At 74.0% G+C, this 24078-nt stretch carries 20 protein-coding genes, 1 tRNA gene, 2 pseudogenes and 1 riboswitch; of the genes and pseudogenes, 6 read left to right on the forward strand and 17 right to left on the reverse strand.

What is annotated here, in order from left to right; all coding sequences use genetic code 11:
- Positions 1–391 (reverse strand): annotated as a pseudogene (locus ACIRFH_RS24115) (hypothetical protein); the annotation flags it as partial.
- A gap of 196 nt (positions 392–587) precedes the next feature.
- Here ACIRFH_RS24115 and ACIRFH_RS24120 point away from each other — a divergent pair.
- Positions 588–3338 carry a CHAT domain-containing protein gene (locus ACIRFH_RS24120; RefSeq protein ID WP_403524619.1) on the forward strand — a complete coding sequence of 917 codons (2751 nt, stop codon included), beginning with the start codon at positions 588–590 and terminating at the stop codon, positions 3336–3338.
- A gap of 343 nt (positions 3339–3681) precedes the next feature.
- Here ACIRFH_RS24120 and ACIRFH_RS24125 read toward each other — a convergent pair whose 3' ends face one another.
- The 12 genes and pseudogenes from ACIRFH_RS24125 to ACIRFH_RS24180 all read right to left on the reverse strand — a co-directional run bounded on the left by ACIRFH_RS24125 (position 3682) and on the right by ACIRFH_RS24180 (position 13749).
- Positions 3682–5058, reverse strand: coding sequence for an NtaA/DmoA family FMN-dependent monooxygenase (locus ACIRFH_RS24125; RefSeq protein WP_403524392.1), 1377 nt, complete (start codon positions 5056–5058; stop codon positions 3682–3684).
- An 18-nt stretch (positions 5059–5076) separates the two neighbouring features.
- Positions 5077–6288, reverse strand: a complete 1212-nt coding sequence (locus tag ACIRFH_RS24130) for an LLM class flavin-dependent oxidoreductase (RefSeq protein WP_403524395.1) — start codon at positions 6286–6288, stop codon at positions 5077–5079.
- A 77-nt stretch (positions 6289–6365) separates the two neighbouring features.
- Complete coding sequence (locus tag ACIRFH_RS24135) at positions 6366–7112, reverse strand: GNAT family N-acetyltransferase (RefSeq protein WP_403524397.1); 747 nt, start codon at positions 7110–7112, stop codon at positions 6366–6368.
- Positions 7113–7172: 60 nt separating this feature from the next.
- On the reverse strand, positions 7173–8192 hold the full coding sequence (locus ACIRFH_RS24140) for a transporter substrate-binding domain-containing protein (protein ID WP_403524399.1): 1020 nt from the start codon (positions 8190–8192) through the stop codon (positions 7173–7175).
- A gap of 62 nt (positions 8193–8254) precedes the next feature.
- Positions 8255–9037, reverse strand: coding sequence for an amino acid ABC transporter ATP-binding protein (locus ACIRFH_RS24145; RefSeq protein WP_403524401.1), 783 nt, complete (start codon positions 9035–9037; stop codon positions 8255–8257).
- On the reverse strand, positions 9034–10014 hold the full coding sequence (locus ACIRFH_RS24150) for an amino acid ABC transporter permease (RefSeq protein ID WP_403524404.1): 981 nt from the start codon (positions 10012–10014) through the stop codon (positions 9034–9036). Before ACIRFH_RS24150 ends, ACIRFH_RS24145 begins: the two co-directional genes overlap by 4 nt.
- Before the next feature lie 210 nt (positions 10015–10224).
- Complete coding sequence (locus ACIRFH_RS24155; RefSeq protein WP_403524407.1) at positions 10225–10374, reverse strand: hypothetical protein; 150 nt, start codon at positions 10372–10374, stop codon at positions 10225–10227.
- A 31-nt stretch (positions 10375–10405) separates the two neighbouring features.
- Positions 10406–10515, reverse strand: a riboswitch (SAM riboswitch).
- 53 nt (positions 10516–10568) lie between these two features.
- Entirely contained in the window at positions 10569–11231 is a 663-nt protein-coding gene (locus ACIRFH_RS24160; RefSeq protein WP_403524410.1) for a glutathione S-transferase C-terminal domain-containing protein, read from the reverse strand.
- Between the two features lie 87 nt (positions 11232–11318).
- On the reverse strand, positions 11319–11441 hold the full coding sequence (locus ACIRFH_RS24165; protein WP_403524413.1) for a putative leader peptide: 123 nt from the start codon (positions 11439–11441) through the stop codon (positions 11319–11321).
- A gap of 151 nt (positions 11442–11592) precedes the next feature.
- Positions 11593–11787: pseudogene (locus ACIRFH_RS24170) on the reverse strand (histidine phosphatase family protein); the annotation flags it as partial.
- Positions 11788–11917: 130 nt separating this feature from the next.
- Entirely contained in the window at positions 11918–12880 is a 963-nt protein-coding gene (locus ACIRFH_RS24175; protein WP_403524416.1) for a dimethylarginine dimethylaminohydrolase family protein, read from the reverse strand.
- A 74-nt stretch (positions 12881–12954) separates the two neighbouring features.
- A complete protein-coding gene (locus ACIRFH_RS24180; RefSeq protein ID WP_403524419.1) occupies positions 12955–13749 on the reverse strand; it encodes a TetR/AcrR family transcriptional regulator in 795 nt (264 codons plus the stop codon).
- A gap of 83 nt (positions 13750–13832) precedes the next feature.
- On the opposite strand from ACIRFH_RS24180, the gene ACIRFH_RS24185 reads away from it, so the two are divergent.
- From ACIRFH_RS24185 to ACIRFH_RS24195, 3 genes are read left to right on the forward strand one after another with little or no spacing between them, the layout of a single operon-like run.
- Positions 13833–15284: a purine-cytosine permease family protein gene (locus ACIRFH_RS24185; RefSeq protein ID WP_403524422.1), complete on the forward strand. Its 1452-nt coding sequence runs from the start codon at positions 13833–13835 to the stop codon at positions 15282–15284.
- Positions 15263–16909: an amidohydrolase gene (locus tag ACIRFH_RS24190; protein WP_403524424.1), complete on the forward strand. Its 1647-nt coding sequence runs from the start codon at positions 15263–15265 to the stop codon at positions 16907–16909. The genes ACIRFH_RS24185 and ACIRFH_RS24190 overlap by 22 nt, the downstream gene beginning before the upstream one ends.
- Before the next feature lie 40 nt (positions 16910–16949).
- Positions 16950–18032 carry a C45 family autoproteolytic acyltransferase/hydolase gene (locus ACIRFH_RS24195; protein ID WP_403524427.1) on the forward strand — a complete coding sequence of 361 codons (1083 nt, stop codon included), beginning with the start codon at positions 16950–16952 and terminating at the stop codon, positions 18030–18032.
- Between the two features lie 132 nt (positions 18033–18164).
- Here the strand turns inward: ACIRFH_RS24195 and ACIRFH_RS24200 are convergent.
- Positions 18165–18238, reverse strand: a tRNA-Pro gene (locus ACIRFH_RS24200).
- A gap of 152 nt (positions 18239–18390) precedes the next feature.
- Between ACIRFH_RS24200 and ACIRFH_RS24205 the strand changes: the two genes are divergently transcribed.
- Positions 18391–19350 (forward strand): bile acid:sodium symporter family protein, encoded by a 960-nt coding sequence (locus tag ACIRFH_RS24205; protein ID WP_403524430.1) that lies wholly within the window; start codon positions 18391–18393, stop codon positions 19348–19350.
- A 221-nt stretch (positions 19351–19571) separates the two neighbouring features.
- Here ACIRFH_RS24205 and ACIRFH_RS24210 read toward each other — a convergent pair whose 3' ends face one another.
- The gene (locus tag ACIRFH_RS24210; protein ID WP_403524622.1) at positions 19572–20408 is read right to left on the reverse strand and encodes a hypothetical protein; all 837 of its coding nucleotides are present in this window, start codon (positions 20406–20408) and stop codon (positions 19572–19574) included.
- Between the two features lie 120 nt (positions 20409–20528).
- The gene (locus tag ACIRFH_RS24215; protein ID WP_403524433.1) at positions 20529–21479 is read right to left on the reverse strand and encodes a LysR family transcriptional regulator; all 951 of its coding nucleotides are present in this window, start codon (positions 21477–21479) and stop codon (positions 20529–20531) included.
- Positions 21480–21579: 100 nt separating this feature from the next.
- On the opposite strand from ACIRFH_RS24215, the gene ACIRFH_RS24220 reads away from it, so the two are divergent.
- Complete coding sequence (locus ACIRFH_RS24220) at positions 21580–22584, forward strand: NADP-dependent oxidoreductase (RefSeq protein ID WP_403524436.1); 1005 nt, start codon at positions 21580–21582, stop codon at positions 22582–22584.
- A gap of 206 nt (positions 22585–22790) precedes the next feature.
- On the opposite strand, the gene ACIRFH_RS24225 is transcribed toward ACIRFH_RS24220, so the two are convergent.
- Positions 22791–23813: a LacI family DNA-binding transcriptional regulator gene (locus tag ACIRFH_RS24225; RefSeq protein ID WP_403524439.1), complete on the reverse strand. Its 1023-nt coding sequence runs from the start codon at positions 23811–23813 to the stop codon at positions 22791–22793.
- Positions 23814–24078 lie beyond the last annotated feature (265 nt).

Here is a 24078-nt window from a genome sequence, read left to right on the forward strand (position 1 = left end):
GTTCCCGGGATACGGCCCGGGGTGTTTGGGGGTTAAGCGGGGGGGCCCCGCCGGGCCCCCCCCCGTTTGGGGGGGGGGGGGGGGGGGGCGCGCGGGCGGGGGCGCGGCCCCCCCCCCCCTCGCCGGGGTCGCCGACCCGGATGCGGGTGACGCCGGTGCGGTTGGTCTCGGGGCTCGCCCGGCGTACGTGGTCCGGGGTCAGACCGGCGAACGTGGTGAAGTGCTCGCGCACGGTGTCCTCGACCAGGCGGGCCTCCGCGCCGTCGCGGGCGAGGACGACGCCCTTCTCGTAGAAGAACTCCGCGGAGTCGTCCGGCCCCATCGCCAGCGGGACGTCGGGCATCGAGCGCTGGATCTGGTCGAACTGCTCGCGGAATCGCTGTGGTGCCATGCGGGGTCCTCCACTGGGCGGCTGGCGTGGCGAGGGCCGCCGGCGGTCGTTCGCGGTGTTCGCGGGTGTCGGCGGTCGTCAATCAGAGTCGGGGGGTGGCCGATTGATACAGACTCGAACCTGTGGGGCGTGGTTGCGGAGCACTACCATCCGTGGGGTGACAGCGGGAGACGACTCGGTTCTCGGACTGCTGCCGATGGTGTTCGCCGCCCCCAACGAGGCCGTGGAGCGGGCGGGAGAGGTGCTCGACGCCGCTCCGTCGCCGCTGCACGCCTCCGTCGCCCACCAGGTGATCGGCATCTGGCAGCGGGACTTCGGCGACACGCGGCGGGCACTGGCCCATCTGCGGCGCGCCCGCGAGCTCGCGGCCCGGGCGGACTCGGCCGAGCGGGAGGCGGACGTGCTGGCCACGCTCGGGGTGGCCCTCGTGCACGCCGGGCGCACCCGGGACGGCCTGGCGGCGTTCGAGCGGGGCGTGGCCCGCGGCACCGGGCACACCAGGGCGCGGGTGCTGTTCCGGCGGGCGTACGTGTGGTGGGTGCTGGGCCGGCACGGCGAGGCGCTGGAGGACGTGCGGCGGGCGATACCGGTGCTGCGGCAGGCGGACGACGTGATCTGGACGGCGCGGGCGCTGACGCTGCGGGCGACCGTGCACCTGGCGCTGGGCGCGGTGGAGCGGGCGGAGGCGGACTTCGCGGCGGCGGAGGCGCTGTGGGACACGACCGGCCAGGAGCACGACAAGGCCGACGCGGTGGAGAGCCGGGGGCTCGCGGCGTTCCGGTCGGGTGACGTGCCGGCGGCGCTGCGGCTGCTGGACGAGGCCGAGGAGCGGTACGCGAAGCTGGGCACACCGACGTTCATGCTGACCATCCGGCGCTGCGAGGTGCTGCTGGCGGCGGGGCTCGCGCGGGAGGCGCTGGCCGAGGCGGACGCGGCGATCGCCGCGCTGGACGGTATCGGCGGGCAGTCCACGCGCAAGGCCGAGCTGCTGCTGGTCGCCGCGCGGGCGGCACGGCTGGCGGACGACGCGCAGACCGCGATCGCGCGCGCGGCGCTCGCGGTCCGGCTGTTCGCCGCGCAGCGGCGCACCTGGTACGAGACGCACGCCCGGCTGGTGTTGATCGAGGCGCGGGTCGCGGCGGGGCGGGGGTCGGGCCGGCTGGTCGCGGACGCTGCGGCGGTGGCGGAACGGCTGGCCGCGTTCGGGGCGCCGGCCGCGCCGGAGGCGTCGCTGCTGGCGGGCCGGATCGCACTCGGCCTGGGCCGGACGGCCGACGCGGAACGGCACCTGGCCGTCGCCGCGCGCAGCCGCCGCGGCGGGCCGCCGCTGGCGCGGATGACGGGCTGGGCGGCACAGGCGCTGCGGGCCCGGGCGGCGGGGTCGACGCGGGGCGTGCTCGAGGCCTGCCGGCGGGGGCTGGACGTCCTGGACGACCACCGGATGACGCTGGGCGCCTCGGAGCTGCGGGCGCGGGCCACCGCGCAGGGCGCGGAGCTGGCGGCGATGGCGCAGTGGGCGAGCCTGGCCTCGGGCGGGCCGCGGCGGCTGCTGGTGTGGAGCGAGCGGTGGCGGGCGACCGTGCTGTCGGCGCCGCCCACCCGGCCTCCGGCCGACCCGGCGCTGCTGAGCGGCATGACGGCGTTCCGGGAGATCGCCGCCCGCGCGGAGGAGGCCCGGCTGGACGGCGGCCGGCCCGTCCCCGCCCTGGAGCGCGAACAGCGGCGCCTGGAACGGGAGATCCGCTCCCGCACCCTGCACATGCGGGGCGAGGCGTCCGGGGACGGGCACCGGTTCGACGTCGGCCGGCTGCTGCGGCGGCTCGGTGACGGCGTACGACTGGTGGAACTGGCCGTGCTCGACGGGCGGGTGCACGTGCTGCTGTGCGGTCAGGGGCGGGTACGGCGGTTCGAGGCGGGGCTGCTGGCCCGGGCGGAGCGGGAGGCCGAGCACGTGCAGGCGGGGCTGCGGCGGCTGGCCCATCCGGGCGCGGAGGCGCGGCTGCCGGTGGTGGAGGCCGCGGGGATGCGCCTGCAGGAGCTGCTGCTCGGCCCGGCGGCGGCGCATCTGGGCACCGGCCCGGTCGTGATCGTCCCGCCGGCGCGGCTGCACCGGGTGCCGTGGGCGCTGCTGCCCGCGCTGCGGGAGCGGGTGCTGAGCGTGTCGCCGTCGGCGAGCAGCTGGCTGCGCGCCCACGAGACGGCGCCGCCGCCCGGCGGCCGGCGGGTGCTGGTGCGCGGCCCGGGGCTGGCGACGGGCGGCGCCGAGGTCACGGAACTCGCCGGCCGGGGCGTGGGCCCGGTGCTCGGTGGCCGGTACGTTCCTGACGAGCGCGGGGGGCGTGGGGCGCGGGCCGTTCGGAACGGGTCCGTGGGCGCGACGGCGGGCGAGGGGGCGCAGGCGTTGCCGCCGCACGCCGGGCCGGGCGACGTGCGGGAAAGCGGGCGAGGGGCGCCCGTCGGGCATCCGCGCGGGGCTCCGGTCGTGCTGGAGGGGGACGAGGCGCGGGTGCCGCGGGTGCTGCGGGAGCTGGACGGGGCCGCGCTGGCGCACATCGCCGCGCACGGCACGTTCCGTGCGGACAGTCCGCTGTTCTCGTCGCTGCGGATGGCCGACGGTCCGCTCATCGTGCACGACCTGGAACGTCTGGACCGCAGCCCGTACCGGATCATCCTGTCCTGCTGCGACACCGCCCGGTTCGCGTCCGTCGGCGCGGACGAGCTGCTCGGGCTGGTCACCGCGCTGCTGCCGCTGGGCACGGCCGGGGTGGTGGCGTGCAGCGCGCCGGTCAACGACGCCGCGGTGGTGCCGCTGATGCTCGCGCTGCACAAGGGTCTGGACGCCGGACTGTCCCTGGCGGAGTCGCTGCGCGACGCGCGGGCCGCGCTGCCGGGCGACGCGGTGCACCGGGCCACCGGGTGGGCGTTCTCGGCGTTCGGGGCTGCCTGACGGTGCATCAGGCGACCGGGCGGGGCTCGACGTCCAGGGCCTTGTGCCGCACCGTCAGGCGGGCTGTGCCGTCGGCGGGCCGACCAGCCGGGGCAGGGCGCCGCGGCCGCCGGCGCCGCAGGGGTGGTCGCCGACGGTGCGGACGGAGAGGGTGAGTCTCTCGGCGATCCGACGGGTGCCCCGCCCCCCGCGGCGACGGGCGGGGTGATCTGCCGTCGGCGGGCGGTGGATTCGCCGAGCGCCGGGCCGGACGGCGTGCGACGTCCCCGGCCCGTGCCGTGTCCGCCGCGCGGTGACGGCGGACACGGCCGCTACCGCCGCGGCGGCGTGACGGCGGGGAACGTCACGACGCCGCCCGTTCGCCGGCGCGCACCGCGTCGGGGTGGGCGAGGCCGAGGTGGTCGCGCAGGGTGGTGCCCTCGTAGTCGGCGCGGAAGACGCCCTGTTCCTGGAGCAGCGGGACGACCTCGTCCGCGAACTCGTCGAGGCCGGCCGGGGTGATGTGCGGGACGAGGATGAACCCGTCGGCGGCGTCGGCCTGCACGAACTCGTTGATGGTGCGGGCCACGGTGGCCGGGGAGCCGACGAAGGTCTGGCGGTTGCCGGTGTGGATGACGAGGTCGCGGATGGACCACTTGTTGGCCTCGGCGAGCGCGCGCCATTCGCGGGCGGTGGCCAGCGGGTCCCGGTACATCCGCACCTGGGCCCGGCCGCGCGCGATGTGGTCCTCGCCGACGTCCGGGTCGACGTCGGGCAGCGGGCCCTCGGGGTCGTAGCCGGACAGGTCCCGGTTCCAGACGAACTCCAGGTGCTTGAGTGCGGTGGCCCCGCTGACCTGCTGCCGGCGGACCTCGCGGGCCCGTTCCTCGGCCTCCGCGTCGGTGTCGCCGAGGACGAAGGTGGCGGCGGGCAGGATGAGCAGGTCCTCGGGGCGGCGGCCGTACTTGGCGAGACGGCTCTTGACGTCCCGGTGGAAGGCCCGGCCCTCGTCGAGGGTGGCGTACCGGCTGAAGATGGCGTCCGCGTCGGCGGCGGCGAACTCGCGGCCCTCCTCGGAGTCCCCGGCCTGGAAGATCACCGGGCGGCCCTGCGGGGAGCGCGGGACGTTGAAGCGGCCGTGGATGTCGAAGTGCTGTCCCCGGTGGACGAAGGCGCCGGCCTTGGCATCGCTCAGGAAGGTGCCGGTGGCCGGGTCGGCGACGATCTCGTCCCCGCGCCAGGAGTCGAAGAGTTCGTTCGCCGTGGCCAGGAACTCGCGGGCGCGGGAGTAGCGCTCCTCCTGCGGCAGGAAGCCGCCGCGGCGGAAGTTCTCGCCGGTGAACGCGTCCCAGGAGGTGACGACGTTCCATGCGGAGCGCCCGTCGGAGAGGTGGTCCAGGCTCGCGAACTGACGGGCCACCTCGTAGGGCTCGTTGAAGGTGGAGTTGATGGTGCCGGTCAGGCCGAGGCGGTCGGTGACGGCGGCGAGCGCGGCGAGGACCGTGAAGGTGTCGGGGCGGCCGACGACGTCCAGGTCGTAGATCTGCCCGCCCTGTTCGCGCAGGCGCAGGCCCTCGGCGAGGAACAGGAAGTCGAACTTGGCCCGTTCGGCGGTCCGCGCGAAGTGCGCGAAGGAGCTGAACTCGATGTGGCTGCCGGCTCGCGGGTCGCTCCACACGGTGGTGTTGTTGACGCCGGGGAAGTGCGCGGCCAGGTGGATCTGCTTCAGCGGCTTGGTCATGGCGGGTGTCCTGTCGGTTCAGGCGGTCGCGGTGGCGGCGTAGCGGTTGGCGGGGCGGGCGAGGCCGAGCAGTCCGCGCAGGGTGTCCGCCTCGTAGGCGTCGCGGAAGAGTCCGCGGCGCCGCAGTTCGGGGACCAGCCGGCGGGTGATCGCCGGCAGGTCGTGGCCGAGGACGGCGGGGCGCAGGCGGAAGCCGGTCAGTCCGGCGGTCGCGAACTCCTCCAGCAGGTCGGCGAGTTGTACGGGAGTGCCGGTGAAGACGCGGGCGTCGCTCGGGTACGGCGCTCCGGCGAGCTCGTCCAGGCGGTCCTTGCGGGCGGCGGCCTCGGCGGGGCCGTCGTCCAGGAAGACCACCAGGTCGGCGAAGACGTGCAGCGGTTCGGCGGCGCGCCCGGCCGCTTCCTGCTCGGCGCGGATCTCGGCGACGATCGCCCGCGCCTGGCCGGTGTCGTGCGGGGTGACGTAGCCGATGTCGGCCTGCCGGGCGACGAGCCGGTACGGCACGGTCCAGTGGGCGAGGGCGGTGACCAGGGGCTGGCCCTGCGGGGGCCGGGGGGTGATGGAGGGGCCCTTGACGCTGAAGTGCGGGCCCCGGAAGTCGATGTAGTGCAGTTTGTCCCGGTCGACGAAGCGGCCGGTGGCCGCGTCCCGGATCTCCGCGTCGTCCTCCCAGCTGTCCCAGAGCCGGCGGATCACCTCGACGTGGTCGGCGGCCTCGTCGAACAGCCCGGTCACCAGCTCGCGCGCGGCCGGGCTCTCGTAGCCGTCGATGCGCGGGGCGGTGCGGCGGCCGAAGTGGGCGGCCTCGTCGGGGCGTGCGGAGATCTGCACGCGCAGACCGGCGCGGCCGGTGCTGACGTAGTCGAGCGTGGCGATCGCCTTGGAGATGTGGAACGGCTCGGTGTGGGTGGCGACCACGGTCGGCACCAGCCCGATGTGCCGGGTCAGGGGCGCGACGCGGGAGGCGATCAGGACGGCGTCGAGCCGGCCGCGGACCTGGTCGGTGCGCTCGTCCGGGCCGAGGAGGTGGGAGGACTGCGGGCCGAGACCGTCCTCGATGGTCACGAAGTCGAGCAGGCCGCGCTCGGCCTCGGCGACGAGGCCGGCCCAGTAGGCCGCGGTGAACAGTTCCGCGGGGCGGGCCACCGGCTCGCGCCAGGAGGCGGGGTGCCAGCCGGTGCCGTCCAGGGCGACGGCGAGGTGCAGGGGGGTGGGAGGAGTGGTGGACACGGGTGTGCCTTCCTGGTCGTCGTAGGGGAACGCCGGACTTCGCCGGGCGGGCGGGGTGGCCGTGTTCTCCCCGCCCGTCACCACGCCCTGGGCGCGGCGGCCGTGGCGGGTGTGATCACGTCGCGGAACGCGGTGTGGCGGCGCAGGGTGAAGCCGAGGGACTCGTACAGCCCGATGGCCCGGGTGTTGCTCGCGGCGGCGTGCAGGAACGGGGTGTCGCCGCGTTCACGGATGCCGGCGGCGACGGCGCGGACCAGGCGGGTGGCGAGGCCCCGGCCGCGGTGGTCCGGGTCGGTGCACACGGCGCTGATCTCGGTCCAGCCGGGCAGCTTGAGGCGTTCGCCGGCCAGGGCGATCAGCCGGCCCCGGTGCCGGATGCCGAGGTAGGTGCCGAGGAGCACGGTGCGGGGCAGGAACGGGCCGGGCCTGGTGCGGGCGACCAGGTCGAGGATCTCGAGGGCGTCGGCGGGTCCGAGCCGTACGGCCTCGGGGTCGGGTTCGGCGTGCAGGGCGGTGTCGACGAGCTGGACGCCGGGCACGCCGTCGGAGGCCCGCCAGCCCTCGGGGACGGCGGGCGCGCCGGGCACCGCGACCGCCGCGCCGGGGCCGACGAGGCGGTGCAGGTCGGCCCAGGCGACCGGGTCGGCGGGGTCCTCCAGGGCGGCGAAGACGGCCACGTCCGACGGGTAGCGGGCGGCCTTGCCGAGGCGTTCGGCGAAGGAGGCGTGCGGGCCGGTCAGGGCGGCCCAGACGGCGTTGTCGAGGGGGTGCGGTGCGGGGGCGGCCGGGGCCGCGTCGACGCGGAGGCCGGTCGGCTGGGTCACGGGTGCGGGTTCCTTTCCTGCGGACGAAACCGACTGCGGGAGCGAGGGGATGACGTGGCGTCAGGAGTTGTCGAGCGGGAGCCCGGGCGGATTGACCTGGGAGGACTCGACGGCCTCGCTGGAGAGGTTCCAGGCGGCCAGCCACTTCGCGTACTGGCCGTTCTCGATCAGGTGGTCGATGGCGTCCGCGATCGGCTGGGCGAGGCCGTTGTCCTTCTTGGTGGTGGCCGCGATCAGCCCCTGGAGGGAGGCGCCGGCTCCCGAGTACGTGCCCGCGCTGCGCGTGGCGTTGGGGGACTTCGCCGTCTGGGTGATGTGGTAGGCGACGCCCGGGTTGGCCGCGAGGTAGGCGTCGATCTTCCCGCCGGTCAGCGCCAGGTAGGTGCTGCTCTTGCCGGCGTAGTGCTTGACGGTGAGCCGCTTGCCCTCCTGCTGCAGCTTCGCCTGCCACTCCAGGAGGATCTTCTCCTGGTTGGTGCCGTTGTCGACGGCGACGGTCCTGCCCGCGAGGTTGCGGTAGTCGCCGTCGAAGTTCCAGGTGCTGTTCTTCGGCACCTCGAAGCCGACGTCGTCCTTGCGGTAGGAGGCGAAGTCGTACTTGCGCTTGCGTTCCTCGGTGTCGGTGATGTTGGCGAAGGCGACGTCGGTGCGGCCGCTGTCGATGCCGACGAACATGTTCTCCCAGGTGGAGTTCTTCAGTTCGGGCTCCAGTCCGAGCACGGCGGCGACCAGTCGGGCCAGGTCGGGTTCGGCGCCGGTGACGGTCTTCTGGTCGTCGCCGACGTACGCCAGCGGCGGGAAGCCGTCGGGCAGGGCGCCGACGCCGATGACGAGTTTTCCGCTCCTGCGGACCGACTCGGGGACGCGGGAGCTGATCGACTTCACTTCCGCGACCTTCAGCGTGGTCTCCTTCGCGGCGCCGTTGGAGAGCCGACCCACCGTCACCGTGCCCTTGGCGTCGGTCGTGGTGGCTGCTTCGCTGTCTCCGGCGCAGGCGGCGAGCCCGGTGGCGAGGGCGGTCGCGGCGGTCGCCGCCGTGATACCGCGGAACAGACCGCGTCGGGAAAGGTGGTGGGGCATGGCTGTCCTTGTCGCTGGGAGGGAATCGCCGGGAGGGAGAGGGGTGCGTGGAGCGGTGCGGGTCAGAGGACCTTGGCGAGGAAGTCCCGGGTGCGTTCGTGCCGCGGGCGGTCCAGGACCTCGGAGGGCGGGCCCTGCTCGACGATCCGGCCGCCGTCCATGAAGACGACGCGGTCGGCGACCTCGCGGGCGAAGCCGATCTCGTGGGTGACGATGACGAGGGTGGTGCCGCTGGTCGCCAGGTCCTTGATGACGGCGAGGACCTCGCCGACCAGTTCGGGGTCGAGGGCCGAGGTCGGCTCGTCGAAGAGGATGATGCCGGGCCGCAGGGCGAGGGCGCGGGCGATGGCGACGCGCTGCTGCTGGCCGCCCGACAGCTGCCGGGGGTAGGCGCCGGTGCGGTCGCCGAGGCCGACGCGGGTGAGCAGGTCGCGGGCCAACTGCCGGGCCTCGTCGCGGGGGAGCTTGCCGGTGGCGACGGGCGCGGAGGCGACGTTGTCGAGGACGGTCAGGTGCGGGAAGAGGTTGAAGTTCTGGAAGACGAAGCCGATCCGGCCGCGCTGGCGCAGGATGGCCCGCTCGCCGAGTTCCCTCAGCCGGGTGCCGTGGCGCCGTACGCCGATCGGTTCGCCGCCGACGCTGACGTGGCCGAGGTCGGGTTTCTCCAGGTGGTTGACGACCCGCAGCAGGGTCGACTTGCCGGAGCCGGACGGGCCGAGGACGACGGTGACCTCACCGGGCCGTACCGTCAGGTCGATGCCGTCGAGCACGTGGTGGGTCCCGTACCACTTGTGGACACCGTGCACCTCGAGGGCGGCCGGGGTGATGTCGGTGGCGGTGGTCATACGGCGGCCTCCCGGCGCAGCCGGGCCCGGACCTCGGCCAGGCCGGCGCGCGCCTTCTGCAGGGGCGTCGGCGGCAGGGTGCGGGTCGCGCCCCGGGCGAAGTACCGCTCGACGTAGAACTGGACGACGGACACGGCACTGGTGAGGACGAGGTACCAGACGGTGGCGACCAGCAGCAGCGGCACGATGTCACCGGGGTAGGTGCTGCCCATGGTCTGCACCGAGCCGAACAGGTCGAGCAGGGACACGTAGAACACCAGGGACGTGCCCTTGATCAGGCCGATGAGCTGGTTGACGTAGTTCGGGGTGATGGACCGCAGGGCCTGCGGCAGGACGATCCGGCGGAACTGGTAGCCCTTGGGCAGGCCGAGGGCGGCGGCCGCCTCGTGCTGGCCCTGGTCGACGGAGAGGATGCCGCCGCGGACCACCTCGGAGGCGTACGCCGCCTCGTTGAGGCTGAGGCCGACGACGGCGACGGCCAGGTCGGTGGCGAGCCGCGACTCGTCGAAGGTCACGAAGGCCGGTCCGAAGGGGACGCCCAGGCTCAACGTCCGGTACAGGGCCGAGAAGTTGTAGAGGAAGATCAGGACGACGATCAGCGGGACGGACCGGAACAGCCAGGTGTAGGTCCAGCTCGCGGCGCGCAGGACCGGGCTGCCGGAGAGCCGGGCGAGGGCGAGCAGGACGCCGCCCAGCAGGCCGAGCACGGCGCTGAGCGCGGCCACTTCGAGGGTGACGAGGAGACCGTCGAGGATCGTGGGCCGCAGGAACCAGTAACGGAAGCGGTCCCACTGGTAGAAGGGGTTGGTGACCAGGCCGTGGACGATCTGGGCGCCGACGACCAGGACGGCGGCGGTGGCGATCCAGCGTCCCGGCCGGCGCAGCGGCAGTACCCGCTGGGTGGTGGGCGGCCGGGGGCTGTCGGTGGTGGCCGGTGCCTCGGCGAGGGACACGGCGGCACCCGGGGGTTCGCTCATGGGAGGACTCCGGTGGATTCGGACACCCCGGGGTCGTGCGGACGGCGGTGGGCCGCTACGGCGCTACGGCGCGGCGGGAGCCGCTCCGCGGCGCGGGGCGGCGCACGGGGCAGGGCACGGGACCGGGGCGGGACGGACAACGGCACACCGCACGGGCGGTGTTCGTCGTGGCCGGGCGGCCGCTGCGAGGGGTGAGGTCCGGGAAGGAGGTCAGCCCTGGCGGCGGCCGCGGCCGCGGTCGGTACACAGTGCGCTGCTGACGCGGAGCAGATCGACGGTCCGGTCGGCGACGAGCGGGCTCGGGTACGGGCGTACGGTGCCCTGGGGGCGGCGGTCCGCCGTCCTGGGAGCTGCGTACATGTCCGTCACCGTCACTGTTCCGGCCCCGTGGGCCTCGCGCTTACCGAAGTGTCGTCCGGTCCGGTCGTCACCTGGGGCACCCCACCGCGGAGCGAGGGTTGCCGGTCAGCCAGCCAGGGCTTGTCGCTGACGCTCATGACCGTTCTTGGTCCGTAAGTAAGGCAGTTGACCGTGCTCGTGTCAACGCCGTCCCGTCAGTCGGGACGGTCCCCGCGGTGGCGCGCGAAGGCCGGGTGGGCGCTCAGGCGCCGTACGTGGGACCACAGGGCGGGGTGGTCGTCCGTGCGGTGCGCGGCGGTGCCGGGCCGGGTGAGGGCCACCCACACCTCGACGTCGGCCGCGGTGAGCCGCTCCCCCAGGACGTACGGGTGGGCGGTCAGCCGTTCCTCCAGCAGGTCCCGCACCGCCGGGTCGGCCGCCCGGACGCAGAGCTGTTCGACGGCCTCGATCGCGGCGTCCTCGCCGCACGGGTACAGCTCGGGGCCGGCGGAGGCGAAGTGCCGGGCGAGGTCGCGCATGATGTCGGGCGCGTGCGTGCTCACGATCCGGCCCGACCAGTCGTCGCTGAGCACCGGCGCGACGGCCGGGCCCCGGTAGTGGTGGGCGCTCGCCTCGTACAGCGGACGCAGCGCGGGGTGACCGCCGTCGGCACAGCCGGAGCCGGGGTCGAGGACGGTCACCGGGCACACCTCGTCGAGCCCGAGGAGGCTGTGCACGACGGCGATGCGCAGACAGTCGTCGTGGCCGGGCGACAGGTGGAGCCGGTAGCGGCGCGGCACGGCGTAGTGGCCGCTGCGGGGGTCGCGGCCGATCCGTCCCCGGAAGGCGGGGGCGGGTGCGAGCGGGATGACGGACATGGTTCTCCTCGGGTGCGGGCGCGTGGGGACACGCGTGGCGGAAGCGGCGGCGGGCGGGCCGCGGGCGGGCACAGCGCGCGGCTCGGCTCAGCTCGGCGAGCCGACGGCGCTGCAGACGCGGAGGAGGTCGATGTGACGGCGGGAGGTGAGCAGGGGGGACGGTCCCGGCGGGCAGCTCACGTCGGCGGCGACCGGCTGGACACTCCCCATGTTTCCCTACCTGTTCACTAGGATTACCTGGGAAGTGTCGACCGGTGTCCCGGGGGCGTCAAGGGGGCGTCCACGCTGTGGTCAGGCCACCCGGGAACGGCGGTCGTCCAGGGCCCGGGAGCGAGGCCCGTCCCGGCGGCCAGCGGTGCGGCGGTGCGGCGGTCAGCCTGGTGCGCACGAGCGTGGAGGCGTACAGGGCACCGATGCGCTCCGCCGCCAGGGCCCGCGGCAGCGCGGCGGCCTGCCCCTGGCCCAGCGGTGTCAGCCCGGGGCCCGGCGCCGCGGTGTCCAGCAGGTGCTTGAGGTTGGACGGGGTCCGGCCGTGGCGCACGAGCAGCAGACGCATACGGACGGTCACCTCCACGGGTCGGAACACGTCCTTCCACTGCGTCACCGCCCTCGCGCGCCCCGGTCCGCGGGGACGGACCCGGCCCCGGCACGGCGGGCGCCCGCGGCGCACGGCGCGCGCCGGGGCCTCAGGCTGTGCGGCGCAAGGGCTGCGTGCTGCACCGGAAGGCGCCGCCGAGCGACCGGCTGACGGAGAAGTCGACGTACTCGACCGTCACGCCCCGGCGCTCCAACTGCTCACCGATCCGGCCGAACTCGGGGTCGGTGACGTACACGTCCGGCCCGAGCGGCAGCCCGTTCGTCGCGAGCCGGCCGGCGTCCGCCAGTGACACGTCCACGCGGTCCCACCCGTGCAACACCTCGGGGACGCCGTCGGGGAACGCTTCCTCGCACACCACCATCAGCCCGTCGCGCACCAGGCCGAGGGCGCAGTCGAGATGGAGGATCGTCTCGTGGAGACGGACCTGTTCCACGGTGCAGCCGTGCGGCGCGAGGTATTTGCGCAGCCAGTCCGCGCCGAGGGTGTTGGACGCCAGCCCGGAGGCACCGACGAAGACGTGCCGTCCGAGGACGAGGACGTCGCCGCCCTCGAGGAAGGGTCCCGGCCCCAGGGACGGGTCGTCCGGTGCCGCGACCTCCGGCGCGGGCACGGCGACGTAGCTCCCGTTCGCGGGGTAGACGTGCTCGCGGAACACCTCGCGCATCGGCAGGACCTCACCGCGGCGGTGCCGGAACCGCATCGAGCCCTCGATCACATGCTCACCGACGGTGAAGAAGGGGTCGCGGGCGAAGAAGTTGGCGTACCCCCGGTTCCCGGCCGCGGACTTCTCGGCGCGGGTCAGCGGCCGTGGGCGCAGGATCCGGACGCCGTGCCGGCGCAGAACCGCGGCGAACGCCTCGCGTTCGGCCTCCCACGCGGCCTGTCGCCGGGGGTCCGCCTCACGCAGGTCGCCCGTGAACTCCACGGTGCCGTGGGGGAGGAAGCGCATGTCGGGGTCCTCGCGCGCGGACGCCGGGATGCACACCTCGCTCCGCGCGAGCACCACGGTACGCAGCGGAGCGAACTCGCTCTCCACCCGGATCTCACCCATGCACCCCAACTCCCCTGGTGCGTACGCGTTTCACCGCCGGACACCGCCTGCAACCCCGGTTCCCGAACGGCCCGTCACTCCGGCCGGGGACGTCGGGCACGCACCGTGGCGCCGGCCGGTCGCTCCCCCTGCGCGGGCAGGCGCGCCGACGGGTCCTCGTCAGGCCGGAGGGGGGCCTCGCGGTTCCGGCCGCGCGGTGGGCGGGACGACGCGGCGCGGTCGTGTGCCCGAGCCCGTTCTCGTAGTGTGCCCGGGGGGAGTCCGAGGTGCATCTCGGCCGTCTCGATCACCAGGTCGCCGAGGTCCGGGGCGGCCTGGAGAATTTCGTCGCCGGGGGCGGCGTTGGCGTAGGTGCCCACGCCGTCGACGGCGATCAGGATGTGCAGCGCCGCCCTGAGCGCGCCCCCGGTGGTGCCGAGGCCGGCTTCCTCGATCAGCGCGACGAGCTCCCCTCGCGTCCCCGTCTCCTGCGCCTCGACGGCCTGCGTCAGCGACGGCTTGAAGCGGCTGAGGTGGCGGGCGTTGAGCCACAGCCGGCTCAGATCGGCGTACTCGCCGTTGGTGAGCCGTTCGAGGAACAGGGCGATCCGGTCGACCGGCGGCAGTCCGTCCTCCTCCCGCGGCAGCAGGGAGTCGCGTTCCCGGGTCGCGGCGTGGGCGAAGGCTTCGGCCACCAGGTCGTCGGAGGCGGGGAAGTAGTGGCCGATCAGACTCGGCCGCACCCCCAGTTCGTCCGCGACGCGGCGCAGGGTGACCAGTTCCAGACCCTGGGCGAGGGCGATGCGTGCCGCGGTGCGCACGATCTCCGCGCGGCGCTCCTCCGGTGACTTCCTGATCCGCCTCGGCTGCCGCTGGGGGGTTGACGTCATACGGATCACCCTATTGGATTGGCGCCCAACAGTTATAGGACAGTCGCCCAATAAGCGGGGCCGGCGTCACCCGAGAGGCCAGGATGACCACACACCCCTCAGAACGTGCCGGTCAGCCGGAGACCCGGGGCATCGATCTGGTCTCCGACGAGGAACGCGTCGGACGCCCCCGCCAGCTCTTCGCCGTCTGGGCGGCCCCCAACGTCAGCTATCTGTGTCTTCCGGTGGGCGCCTCGCTGATCCTGATGGGGCTCTCCCTGCCCCAGGCCATCGGGGTGATCCTGGTCGGGAACCTGCTGTGGGTCTGTACCGGCGTCGTCGCCGCGGCCGGCCCCGCGGCCGGAACCAGCGGTTCCGTGATCTCCCGGGCGTTCTTCGGGATCATCGGCAACAAGCCGGTCCTGATCGTCACCAGCTGGCTGCTCGCCCCCGCCTTCCTCGCCCTGAACTGGTCCGCCGCCTCGGTCGCCGGAATCGGCCTGGCCGGGCAGTGGGGGCTGCCCGACTCCCCGGCCCTGGACGCCGTGATGATCTGCCTGATCGCGGGCGTCACCGTGCTCGTCGCGATCTACGGCTACGCGACGATCGTCCGCCTCTACACCGCGCTGAGCGTCCTGCTCACCGTCGTGTTCGTCGTGGTGTCCGGGTACGTGATCAACGCGGTGGACTGGTCGTACGCCCCCGCCGACCCGCTGCACGGCGCCGCCCTGGCATCCGCGTTCGGCACCGGCTTCGCGCTCATCGGGTCGACCGCGCTCTCCTACACCAACAGCCCGGACCTGGCCCGCTACCTGCCGCGTTCCAGCTCGATCACCTCCATCGCGGGCTGGACGGCCCTCGGCGCCTACCTGCCGAGCGCCGTCTTCACCTCGGTGGGCGCGCTGGCGGCCACCAGCCTCGACATGGCCGACCCGCAGGCGGCCCTGGAGACGCTGCTGCCGGGCTGGTTCGTGCCCGTCTTCGTGGTGGCCGTCATCGTCAACACGATCGCCAACACCGGGATGACGGCCTACAGCGCCAGCCTCTCCGTCCAGTCGGTGTGGGCGCGGGTCGCCCGCATCCCCGCGGTCCTCGTGATCGGCGCCGTCGGCACCGCGATGACGCTCTACGCGCTCCTCGTCTTCGACTTCCTGGACAGCGTCAACACGATGCTCCAGCTGGTCGTCGTGATCACCGGCCCGCTGATGGCGGTGGCCGTCACCGACATGGCGCTGCGCCGCAACCGCTACGACGGCGCACGGCTGCTGGGCGAGGAGCGCGGCGGCCCGTTCTGGTACCGCGGCGGCGTCCACTGGCCGGGGCTGCTCGCCCTGCTCGCCGGCGGCCTCGTGTCGCTGATGTGGGTGAGCACCACCTTCTTCACCGGCCCGCTCGCGACCATGCTGGGCGGTGTCGACCTGGCGATCCCGGCCGGTATGGGCGTCGCCGCCCTCACCTACTGGGCCACCGCCCGCGCCCTGCGGACCATCGTCACCGACAGCCCCGAATCCCTCCTCCCGAAGGACACGATCCTGTGTACGCCGACGTCATCGTGACGGCCGCCCGCATCGAAACCCTCGAAACCCCGGACCACCCCGTCGAGCGGACCGGGCGGCCCGCCGACGCCCTCGCCGTCACCGGCGGCCGGATCACCGCCGTCGGCCCCGCCGAGGAGATCGCCGCACTGCGCGGCCCGGCCACCGCGGTCCACGACTTCCCCGGCGCCACCGTCCTGCCCGGCCTCGTCGACGTGCACGCGCACCCGGTGTGGGGCTCCATCGAGATCGGCCAGGGTGTGGACCTGTCCGGGGCCGGCACCCTGGAGGAGGTCCTCGTCCGCGTCGGCGAGGCCGAGCGGGACGCCCCGGACGGCGCCTGGATCACCGGGTACGACCTCGACGTCAACGTCTTCACCGCCCTGGGCGGCGAGCCCCACGGCGCCGTGCTCGGCGAGCGCTTCCCCGGCCGTCCCGTCTCCTTGATGACCCAGGACGCCCACGCGCTGGTCATCAGCCCCGAGGCGGTGGAACGCGCGGGCCTGACCGGCGAGGAGACCTTCACCGACGCCTCCTGCGTCGTCACCGGATCCGACGGCCGGCCGACCGGCTACGTCCTCGAACTCCAGGCCATGGACCTGGTCTTCGCCCACTACCCCGACGTCCCCGTCGCCACGGCCGCCGAGTACGTCCGTGAGCAACTGGAGATCCTCGCCCGCGGCGGCCTCACCGGCCTGCACGCCCTGGACTTCACCGACCCCTCCCACGACGTCTACCGGCACATCGAGGCCCACGGCGACCTCCCCCTGCGCATCCGCTGCTCGCCGCTCGTCCCCGCCGACTCCACCCCCGACGTGTGGCAGCGGATCGCCGACCAGCAGCGGCTGGCCGGACGCCGCTGGCACGTCGAGGGCGCCAAGTTCATGCTGGACGGCACCGCCGACAACGGCACCGCCTGGTTCGACCGTCCCGACTGCCACGGTGAGAACCACGCCCCCCTGTGGCGCGACCTGGACGCCTATCGCGCCGCCGTCCGTTTCTTCACCGAGCGCGGGATCCCCACCGCCACCCACGCCATCGGCGACCAGGCCGTACGCCACGCCCTCGACGTCATCGAGGAAGCGGGCCCGGCGGGCCGCGCCCCGCACCGCGTCGAACACCTCGAGTCCCTCCCCGACGACCTGCTCGACCGGTTCGCCGAGCTCGGCGTCGTCGCCAGCCTCCAGCCCGTGCACGGCACCCGGCACACCCGTGCCGACGGCACCGACAACTGGTCCCGCCGGATCGGTCCGGAGCGCGCCGCACGCGGCTGGCGCACCCGCGACCTGCTCGACCACCACGCGGTCGTCGCCCTCGGCTCCGACTGGCCGATCGGCCCCGGCGACCCGCGCACCGGCCTCGCCGAGTGCCAGCTGCGCCGCCCCGTGGAGGAACCGGACACCGCGCCCGTCCAGCCCGCGCAAGCGATCACCGCCCGCGAGGCGTACCTCGGCATGACCCGGGCCGCCGCGCGCGCCGCGGGCGCCGAGCACGAACTCGGCCGGATCGCCCCGGGCTTCCTCGCCGACCTGACCGTCCTCGCCGACAACCCGCTCGACCTCACTCCCCAGGAGCAGGTCCGCAACCCCGTCCTCGCCACCGTCGTCGGCGGCGACGTACGCCGCCATCCCCGCACCGCCTCCTGACGTACGCCCCATTTCCCGCACCGCCCCTGAGGAACCCCGAGTGACCACCATCCCCCGCCCCGACCAGCGCCTCCACCTCACCGTGTCCGCCGGCGACCCGTACGAGCGCGGCACCGCCCGCGGCGAACAGCTGCGCACCGGCATCCCCGCCGCGCTCGACGTCTACGCCCGTCTCTTCGCCCTCGGCGGCATCACCCTGGACGACGCCCGCGCCGACGGCGAACGCGCCCTCGACGCCATCGGCGACTTCCGCCCCGCCGCCCGCGCCGAGATCGCCGGCATCGCCCACGGCGCCGGCGTCGAGGAGTGGCAGGTCGGCGCCCTCAACGCCCGCACCGAGATCCTGGCCCGTTCCACCGCCGTACCGCCCGGGGAGTGCACCACGATCGTCCACGCCGGCGTCGGGGTCCAGACCTGGGACTGGCACGTCGAACTGTCCGAGCACTGGCACACCCTGACGTCCCGGGGCGCCCGCCACACCGTCGTCGGTCTCACCGAGCACGGCATCCTCGGCAAGATGGGCCTGAACAGCGCGGGCCTCGCCCTGCACTTCAACATCCTCGGCCACCTGCGCGACACCGTCGGCGGCGTCCCCATGCACGTGCTGGCCGCCCTCGTCCTCGCCGAGGCGGGCAGCGTCGCCGAGGCCGTCGACCTCGTACGCTCCGCCCCGCTCGCCTCCTCCGGTTCCTTCGCCCTCTTCGACGCGGCGGGGGACGCCGCCCTCCTCGACATGAGCCCGGTGGGCGTCCACGAGATCCGTCCGGACGAACGTGGCGTCCTGCTGCGCACCAACCACTTCCTCACGCCCGCCCTCACCGCCGACGAGAAGTCCTGGCTCTACCAGCCCGACTCGACCGAACGCCGCGACCTCGTCGCCTCCCGCCTGGGCCGGGCTTCCGAACTCCCCACCGACACCGACTCGTTGGCCGCCCTGCTCGTCACCGGCGCGGACGAACCCCCGGTCACCTGCCTCCCCGATCCCGGCAAACCCCTCGGGCAGCGCTGGGCCAGTCTCGCCACCGTCACCCTGGACCCGGCCACCCGCACGGCCCGCGTCCTGGACGGGACGCCGGCCGACATCGGCACCGCGGACTGGCGGGTGCTCACCGCGCATCCCTGAGACGGGCCCGGCGCGGGGCGGGACGACCCTGCCCCGCGACCGGGACGGCTCCTTCGAGCCACCGCCCGAAAACGATCAGGGCCGGTTCCGGAGAGTACTCCGGAACCGGCCCTGATCCACGACTCGTTCGAGTCGGGACGACAGGATTTGAACCTGCGACCCCTTGACCCCCAGTCAAGTGCGCTACCAAGCTGCGCCACGTCCCGCTGTGCTTCGCACGGACCGCGCTGATGGGCGGTCCGTGTGATCACGCAGGTCAAGCCTACCCCATCCGCGGAGCGGGACTCAGTCACCGGCCCGATGATCACATCGCGAGACGGCGTTGCGTCACGCCCGCCACCGGGCGTTACCTCGCACGGTGCGAACCGAACGACCCGAACACCTCAGCGACGATGCCACCGGCGACCGCTCCGCGCGCCGCGCCGTCACCGTCTTCCCGCTCCTCGTCCTCGCGGCCGGCGCCCTCGGCCTCCTGCTCCCGGGAGGCTTCACCGGCTGGGGCGAGGCGGTGCCCTACCTGCTGGGAGTGGTGATGTTCTGCATGGGCGTCACCATGACCCCGCAGGACTTCCGCGGGGTCGCCAGGCGCCCCTGGGCGGTGGCCCTCGGGCTGGTGGCGCACTACGTCATCATGCCGGGGCTCGGCTGGGCCATCGCCCACCTGCTCCACCTCTCGCCGCAGCTCGCCGCCGGTGTGATCCTGGTCGGCTGCGCGCCCAGCGGCACCGCCTCCAACGTGGTGACCTATCTGGCCCGTGGCGACGTCGCCCTCTCGGTCTCGGTGGCCACCGTCTCCACGCTCGTCGCCCCGCTGGTCACCCCGCCGCTGACGCTGCTGCTGGCCGGTGAGTACCTCCCGGTCGACGCCGGTTCCATGGTGACGGACATCCTCAAGACGGTGCTGCTGCCGATCCTCGCGGGCGTCGTCGTGCGGCTGGTGGCGGGGCGGTACGTGCAGCGGGCGCTGCCCGTGCTGCCGTGGCTGTCCGCGCTGACGATCTCCGTGATCGTGGCCGTGGTCGTCGCGGGCAGCGCCGACGCCATCAAGTCGGCGGCCGCAATGGTGTTCCTCGCCGTCGTGCTGCACAACGGCCTGGGGCTGGCGCTCGGTTACGGCGCGGGGCGCCTGGGACGGCTCGGCGAACCGGCGAGCCGCGCGATGGCCTTCGAGGTCGGCATGCAGAACTCCGGCCTCGCCGCTTCGCTGGCCACCGCCCACTTCAGCCCGCTGGCGGCACTGCCGGCCGCGGTCTTCTCCGTCTGGCACAACGTCTCCGGCTCCCTGACCGCCGCCTGGCTGTCGCGCCGGGGGCGGTGACCCGCGGCCGGCCCGGCGGGGTCCTCCGGTGCGGGCCCGGTCGGCGCGCGCCGGACGCCGGTCAGGTACGGGCCGGCTCGCTCACCATGAACACGGCCACGGCGTCCTCGGTCTCGACGGCGGCCGTCGCCTGACGCCGGTGGCCCCGGACCCGTGTCGGGGCGTGCCCGCCCAGGGCCGCGATCGCCCTTGAGGGCTCGTACGCCGCCTCGGATGCCGCCTCAGACGCCGGGCCGAGCGTCCAGGAACCGGTGCAGGGATGCCGTCATGCTCGCCACGAACGACTCACGGGTCCGGTCGGAGACCAGGTCCAGGGACAGGTACGGGTTGAGGTCCTCCAGCTCCACGAGGAGCAGCTCGCCCTCCCGGGTGCGGCAGGCGTCCACGCGCTGGATGCCGTGGTCGAGGGTGTTCCAGTCGATGAAGCGCCGGGCGAAGGCCAGGTCGGCGTCGGTGGGCTCGTACGGCTCGAGGACCCAGCGCCGCTCGGGATCGGGGGCGTGAAGGGCGTACTGGAAGGTGTCGTCGACGTAGTAGAAGGACACCTCGTAGCGGAAGTCGACGCGCGGCTGGACCAGGATGTCGCCGTAGGCGAGGTCGCTCAACTGCTCCCGGGGCACGAAGGTCAGGCCGATGGAGTCCGCGCCCGCTTTCGGCTTGACCGCGTACCGGCCGGCCTCGGGCAGCACGTGCAGGTCCTCGGGCCGGTCGATGGTGGGGATGACCGGGTGTCCAGCGGCGGTCAGGTCCAGCAGGTACTGCTTGCCGGCCATGTCGCCCCGGCCGGACAACGGGTTGTAGACCCGGACACCACGGGCCACGGCCTGCTCCCGGAAGGCCTCGTACTCCTTCTGGTAGTGCAACACGGGCCCGCTGTTGCGGATCACGACCACGTCGAAGGCGTCCATCAGCGCGGCGGCGTCCAGCGGGTGGCACAGGCCGATGTCGAAGCCGTCGCGCAATCGGGAGGTCAGGAAGATGTCCTCGTCGCAGTAGCGTCGCCCCCGTGCCTGGTAGGCGAGGTCGGTCACGAACAGAACTCTGCGGCGCTCGGGCATCATGCATCTCCTTGTACGGTGCACCAAACTTATCCGTCACCTATCCGTCCCGCGGAACACGGCCTCGGACAGCCACGTGGCCGTGGGCTGCCGGCGCCCCTGTCGCCCCTCGATGTTCGTCTACCGCCCGGACGTCCCCGCGGCCTTCTCCGGGAACGGGCGAGATGCGTGGGAGACGGCGGAGCCGGCGGCCCGCAGTTCCCGCACCAGAGCGCGCACGACGGCGGAGCCGGCGAGCTCCGGCGTGGTCACATAGCCGACACGGCGCGTCGGACGCTCCGGACCGAGATCGGTGATCTCGATCGAGTCCGGTGCCCCGACCAGGGAGAGCGCGGGCATGATCGCCATTCCGTGCCCCCCGCTCACGAGCGAGAGCACTGCTCCGTCGTCCTCGGCCTCGGTCGTGGCCCTCGGGATCCAGTCCTGCGCGCCCCACCAGGCGCGGGTGTACGAGCCGCAGTTCTCGGCCCAGTCGACGAGCGGCAGCGAGCGCGGAGCCGGGTGTCCGGCCGGATGCACCAGGGAGTAGCTCTCTTCGAAGAGTCCGCTCGCCACCAGCCCCGCCGGCAGCTGCGCTCCGCCCAAGGTGGCGATGGCGAGATCCGACCGCCCGTCGGCCACCTCGCCCGCCGTGCCGCGCCCGACCTCGCGGACGATCCGCACCTGCGGCTCGATCCCGGGACACCGCGCGCGCAGCCGCTGCAGGACCGGCGGCAACAGGTGCAGCGCGGTGCTGCGGAAGGCCGCGATCCGTAGCGGTCCCTCCGGCCCCTGCGTCGCCTCGGACCGGGCGGCCTGCCGCGCCTCGGCGACGAGCACGTCCAGCAGCCGCAGGGTACGGCGCGCATGCGCCACGGCCTTCTCCCCCGCCGGAGTGGGTCGCGCACCGCTGCGGTCCCGTTCGAACAGAACGGCGCCGATCTTGCGCTCGCTGCCGCGCACCGAGTGGGAGACCGCGGACTGGGTCAGGCCGAGTGCCCCGGCCCCGGCCGAGAAGCCGCCGGCGTCCGCGACCGCCACCAGGATGCGCAGTTCGTGCGGAGCGAGATCGGTGTCGGTCGTGCGGGCCACAGGGCGCTCACCTCAAGGTATGAGAACTGCTCATGGAACGGGGCGTCACATGAGCCCAACCGCCTGCCCGAGGGCTCCATTCCCGTCCTACGGTCCCGTCATGACCGAGAACGCGATCACCGTCCAGCAGACCGCCCGCCCCCACGGTTTCCCCACCACCGAGCATTTCGCCTTCGTCGAGTCCGCGATTCCCGATCCCGCGGTCGGCACCGCGCTCGTGAAGAACCTCTACTGGTCCGTCGACCCGTACCACCGCGAGATGATGGACGACGTGCCCGGCGGCTTCGCGCTCCACGCACCGCTCGAGGGCCGGACCCTCGGGCGCGTCGTCGCCTCGCGGACGCCGGAGCTGCCCGAGGGCGAGATCGTGTTCCACCGGCAGGGCTGGCGCACGCACTCCGTGGTCCGGCCCGAGGAGATCCGCAGACTCCCCCGCTTCGACGGGGTTCCCCTGTCGGCGTACCTGAGCGTCCTCGGCGGCACCGGACTGACCGCCTACGTGGGCCTCACCCGCATCGCCCGGCTCCGCGAGGGCGACGACCTCTTCGTCTCCGCCGCGGCCGGCGGCGTCGGCACGGCCACCGGCCGGTTCGCCCGGCTGCTGGGCGCCGGCCGGCTCGTGGGCAGCGCGGGCTCGGCGGCCAAGGTCGACCACCTGATCCGGGAGGTGGGCTACGACGCGGCGTTCGACTACCACGACGGCCCCGCCGCCGAACTGCTCGCCAAGGCCGCACCGGACGGCATCGACGTCTTCGTCGACAACGTCGGCGGCGAACAACTGGCCGCCGCGGTGGGCGCACTGCGCGAGTTCGGGCGCATCGTCCGGATCGGCACCATCAGCCACTACAACACCCCGGACGCGCCTCCGCCGCACTTCGACCACTCGGACATCGTGGAGAAGAGCCTCCGCATGGAGGGCTTCCTGGTCAACAACTACCGCGACCTGCAGGACGAGCTGTACGAGTTCGCGGTCCCTCATCTGCAGAGCGGCCGGCTGGCGCTGGACCAGACGGTGGTGGACGGGTTCGAGCACATCGTGGCCGCGTTCCTGGGCATGCTGCACGGCGAGAACACCGGAAAGATCATCGTGCGGGACCGCGCGTAGGCATGGTCCGGCCGTCGCGCGCGTGCCGCGTCGCTTCGGCGGCCGTGCACCGAAGCCGGGCATGCCAGGTCAGGTCGGAGCGGATCTCCGGACCCCGGTGGCGGGCTCGTCGACGGTCGGGCGAGCCGTACCGGCGTCCAGGCCGGTGCCGCGTAGAAGACCGCCGGGCATCGCCGCGGCGTCCCGTCGGTCCGGTTCGCGGCCGGTCAGGCGGAGGCCCGGCGGACCAGTGCCGTCGAGGTGATCACGGACGCGGGGACGTCGTCGTCCGGTGCGTCCAGCAGCCGCATCAGCAGCCTGACCATGATCCGTCCCATGCCCTCGATGTCCTGGCGGACGGTGGTGAGCGGCGGATCCGCGGCCAGGGCCACCGACGCCATGTCGTCGAACCCGACCACCGCCACGTCCTGCGGCACCCGCATCCCGCGCTCGCGCAGCGTGCGCAGCGCGCCCAGGGCCATCGTGTCGTTGGCCGCGAAGACCGCATCGGTCCCGGGGCACCGCTCCAGCAGTTCGGCCATCGCGCGGGCGCCGCTCGCCTCGGTGAAGTCGCCCTGGCACATCAGCAGCGGATCGGCGTCGGCCAGGACGTCGCGGTAACCGCGGATCCGGTCCACCGCCGAGGTCTGGTCGCGCGGGCCCGCGATGTGCGCGATGTGCCGGCGGCCCAGGGAGACCAGATGCCGCACCGCCTCCCGCGCGCCGCCGCGGTTGTCGCAGTCCACGAACGGAATGCTCGGACCCTCACCCGCCGCCGGGCGGCCTCCCAGGACCGCCGGGACCCCGGTCCGTGCGATCAGCGCCGGCAACCGGTCGTCGTGGAGGGAGAAGGCGAGCGCGCCGTCGACGTGCCCGCCGCCCAGGTAGCGCCCGATCCGCTCGTGGTCGCCGGAGCCCTCCGCCCACAGCAGCACGAGCTGCGTGTCGTGCGCGGTCAGCTCCCGGCTGATCCCCCGTATCTGCTGTGCGAAGAACGGGTCGGAGAACACCCGGAACTCCGGCTCGGCGATGATCACCGCCACCGCGCCGTTGCGCCGGGTGACCAGGGTGCGGGCCGCGTGATTGGGGACGTAGCCCAGTTCCTCGACCGCCAGGCGCACCTTGTCGGCCAGCGCGGGACGCACGCCCGCGCCCCCGTTGACGACCCGGGAGGCCGTCGCGCGGGACACGCCGGCGCGCGCCGCGACGGCTTCCAGCGTGGGGCGGGGCCCCACGGTCCGCTCCGGCAAGGCGGGCGCTCCTTCTGTACGTCTGCCTGTACGTCCGTGATCGCTCTGCGGGGGATCCGCCTGGACCTGTGCGCACCACGATAGACGCAGTGACACACGCGGGCGCCTCCGCCCGAGAGCGCTCCCGCCGTGCCGCCCGTGCGCCGGCGGACGGGCGGCACGGCGGGAGGAGGGGGCGGGCCGTCGGGCTCCGCGGGAGCGCAGGAACCCGCACCCGCGGGTGCGGGCCGTGACGGGCGGCGGCTCGTCCGGTGCGCAGGGGCGT

The organism is Streptomyces sp. NPDC093586, from assembly GCF_044764905.1.
GTDB lineage: Bacteria > Actinomycetota > Actinomycetes > Streptomycetales > Streptomycetaceae > Streptomyces.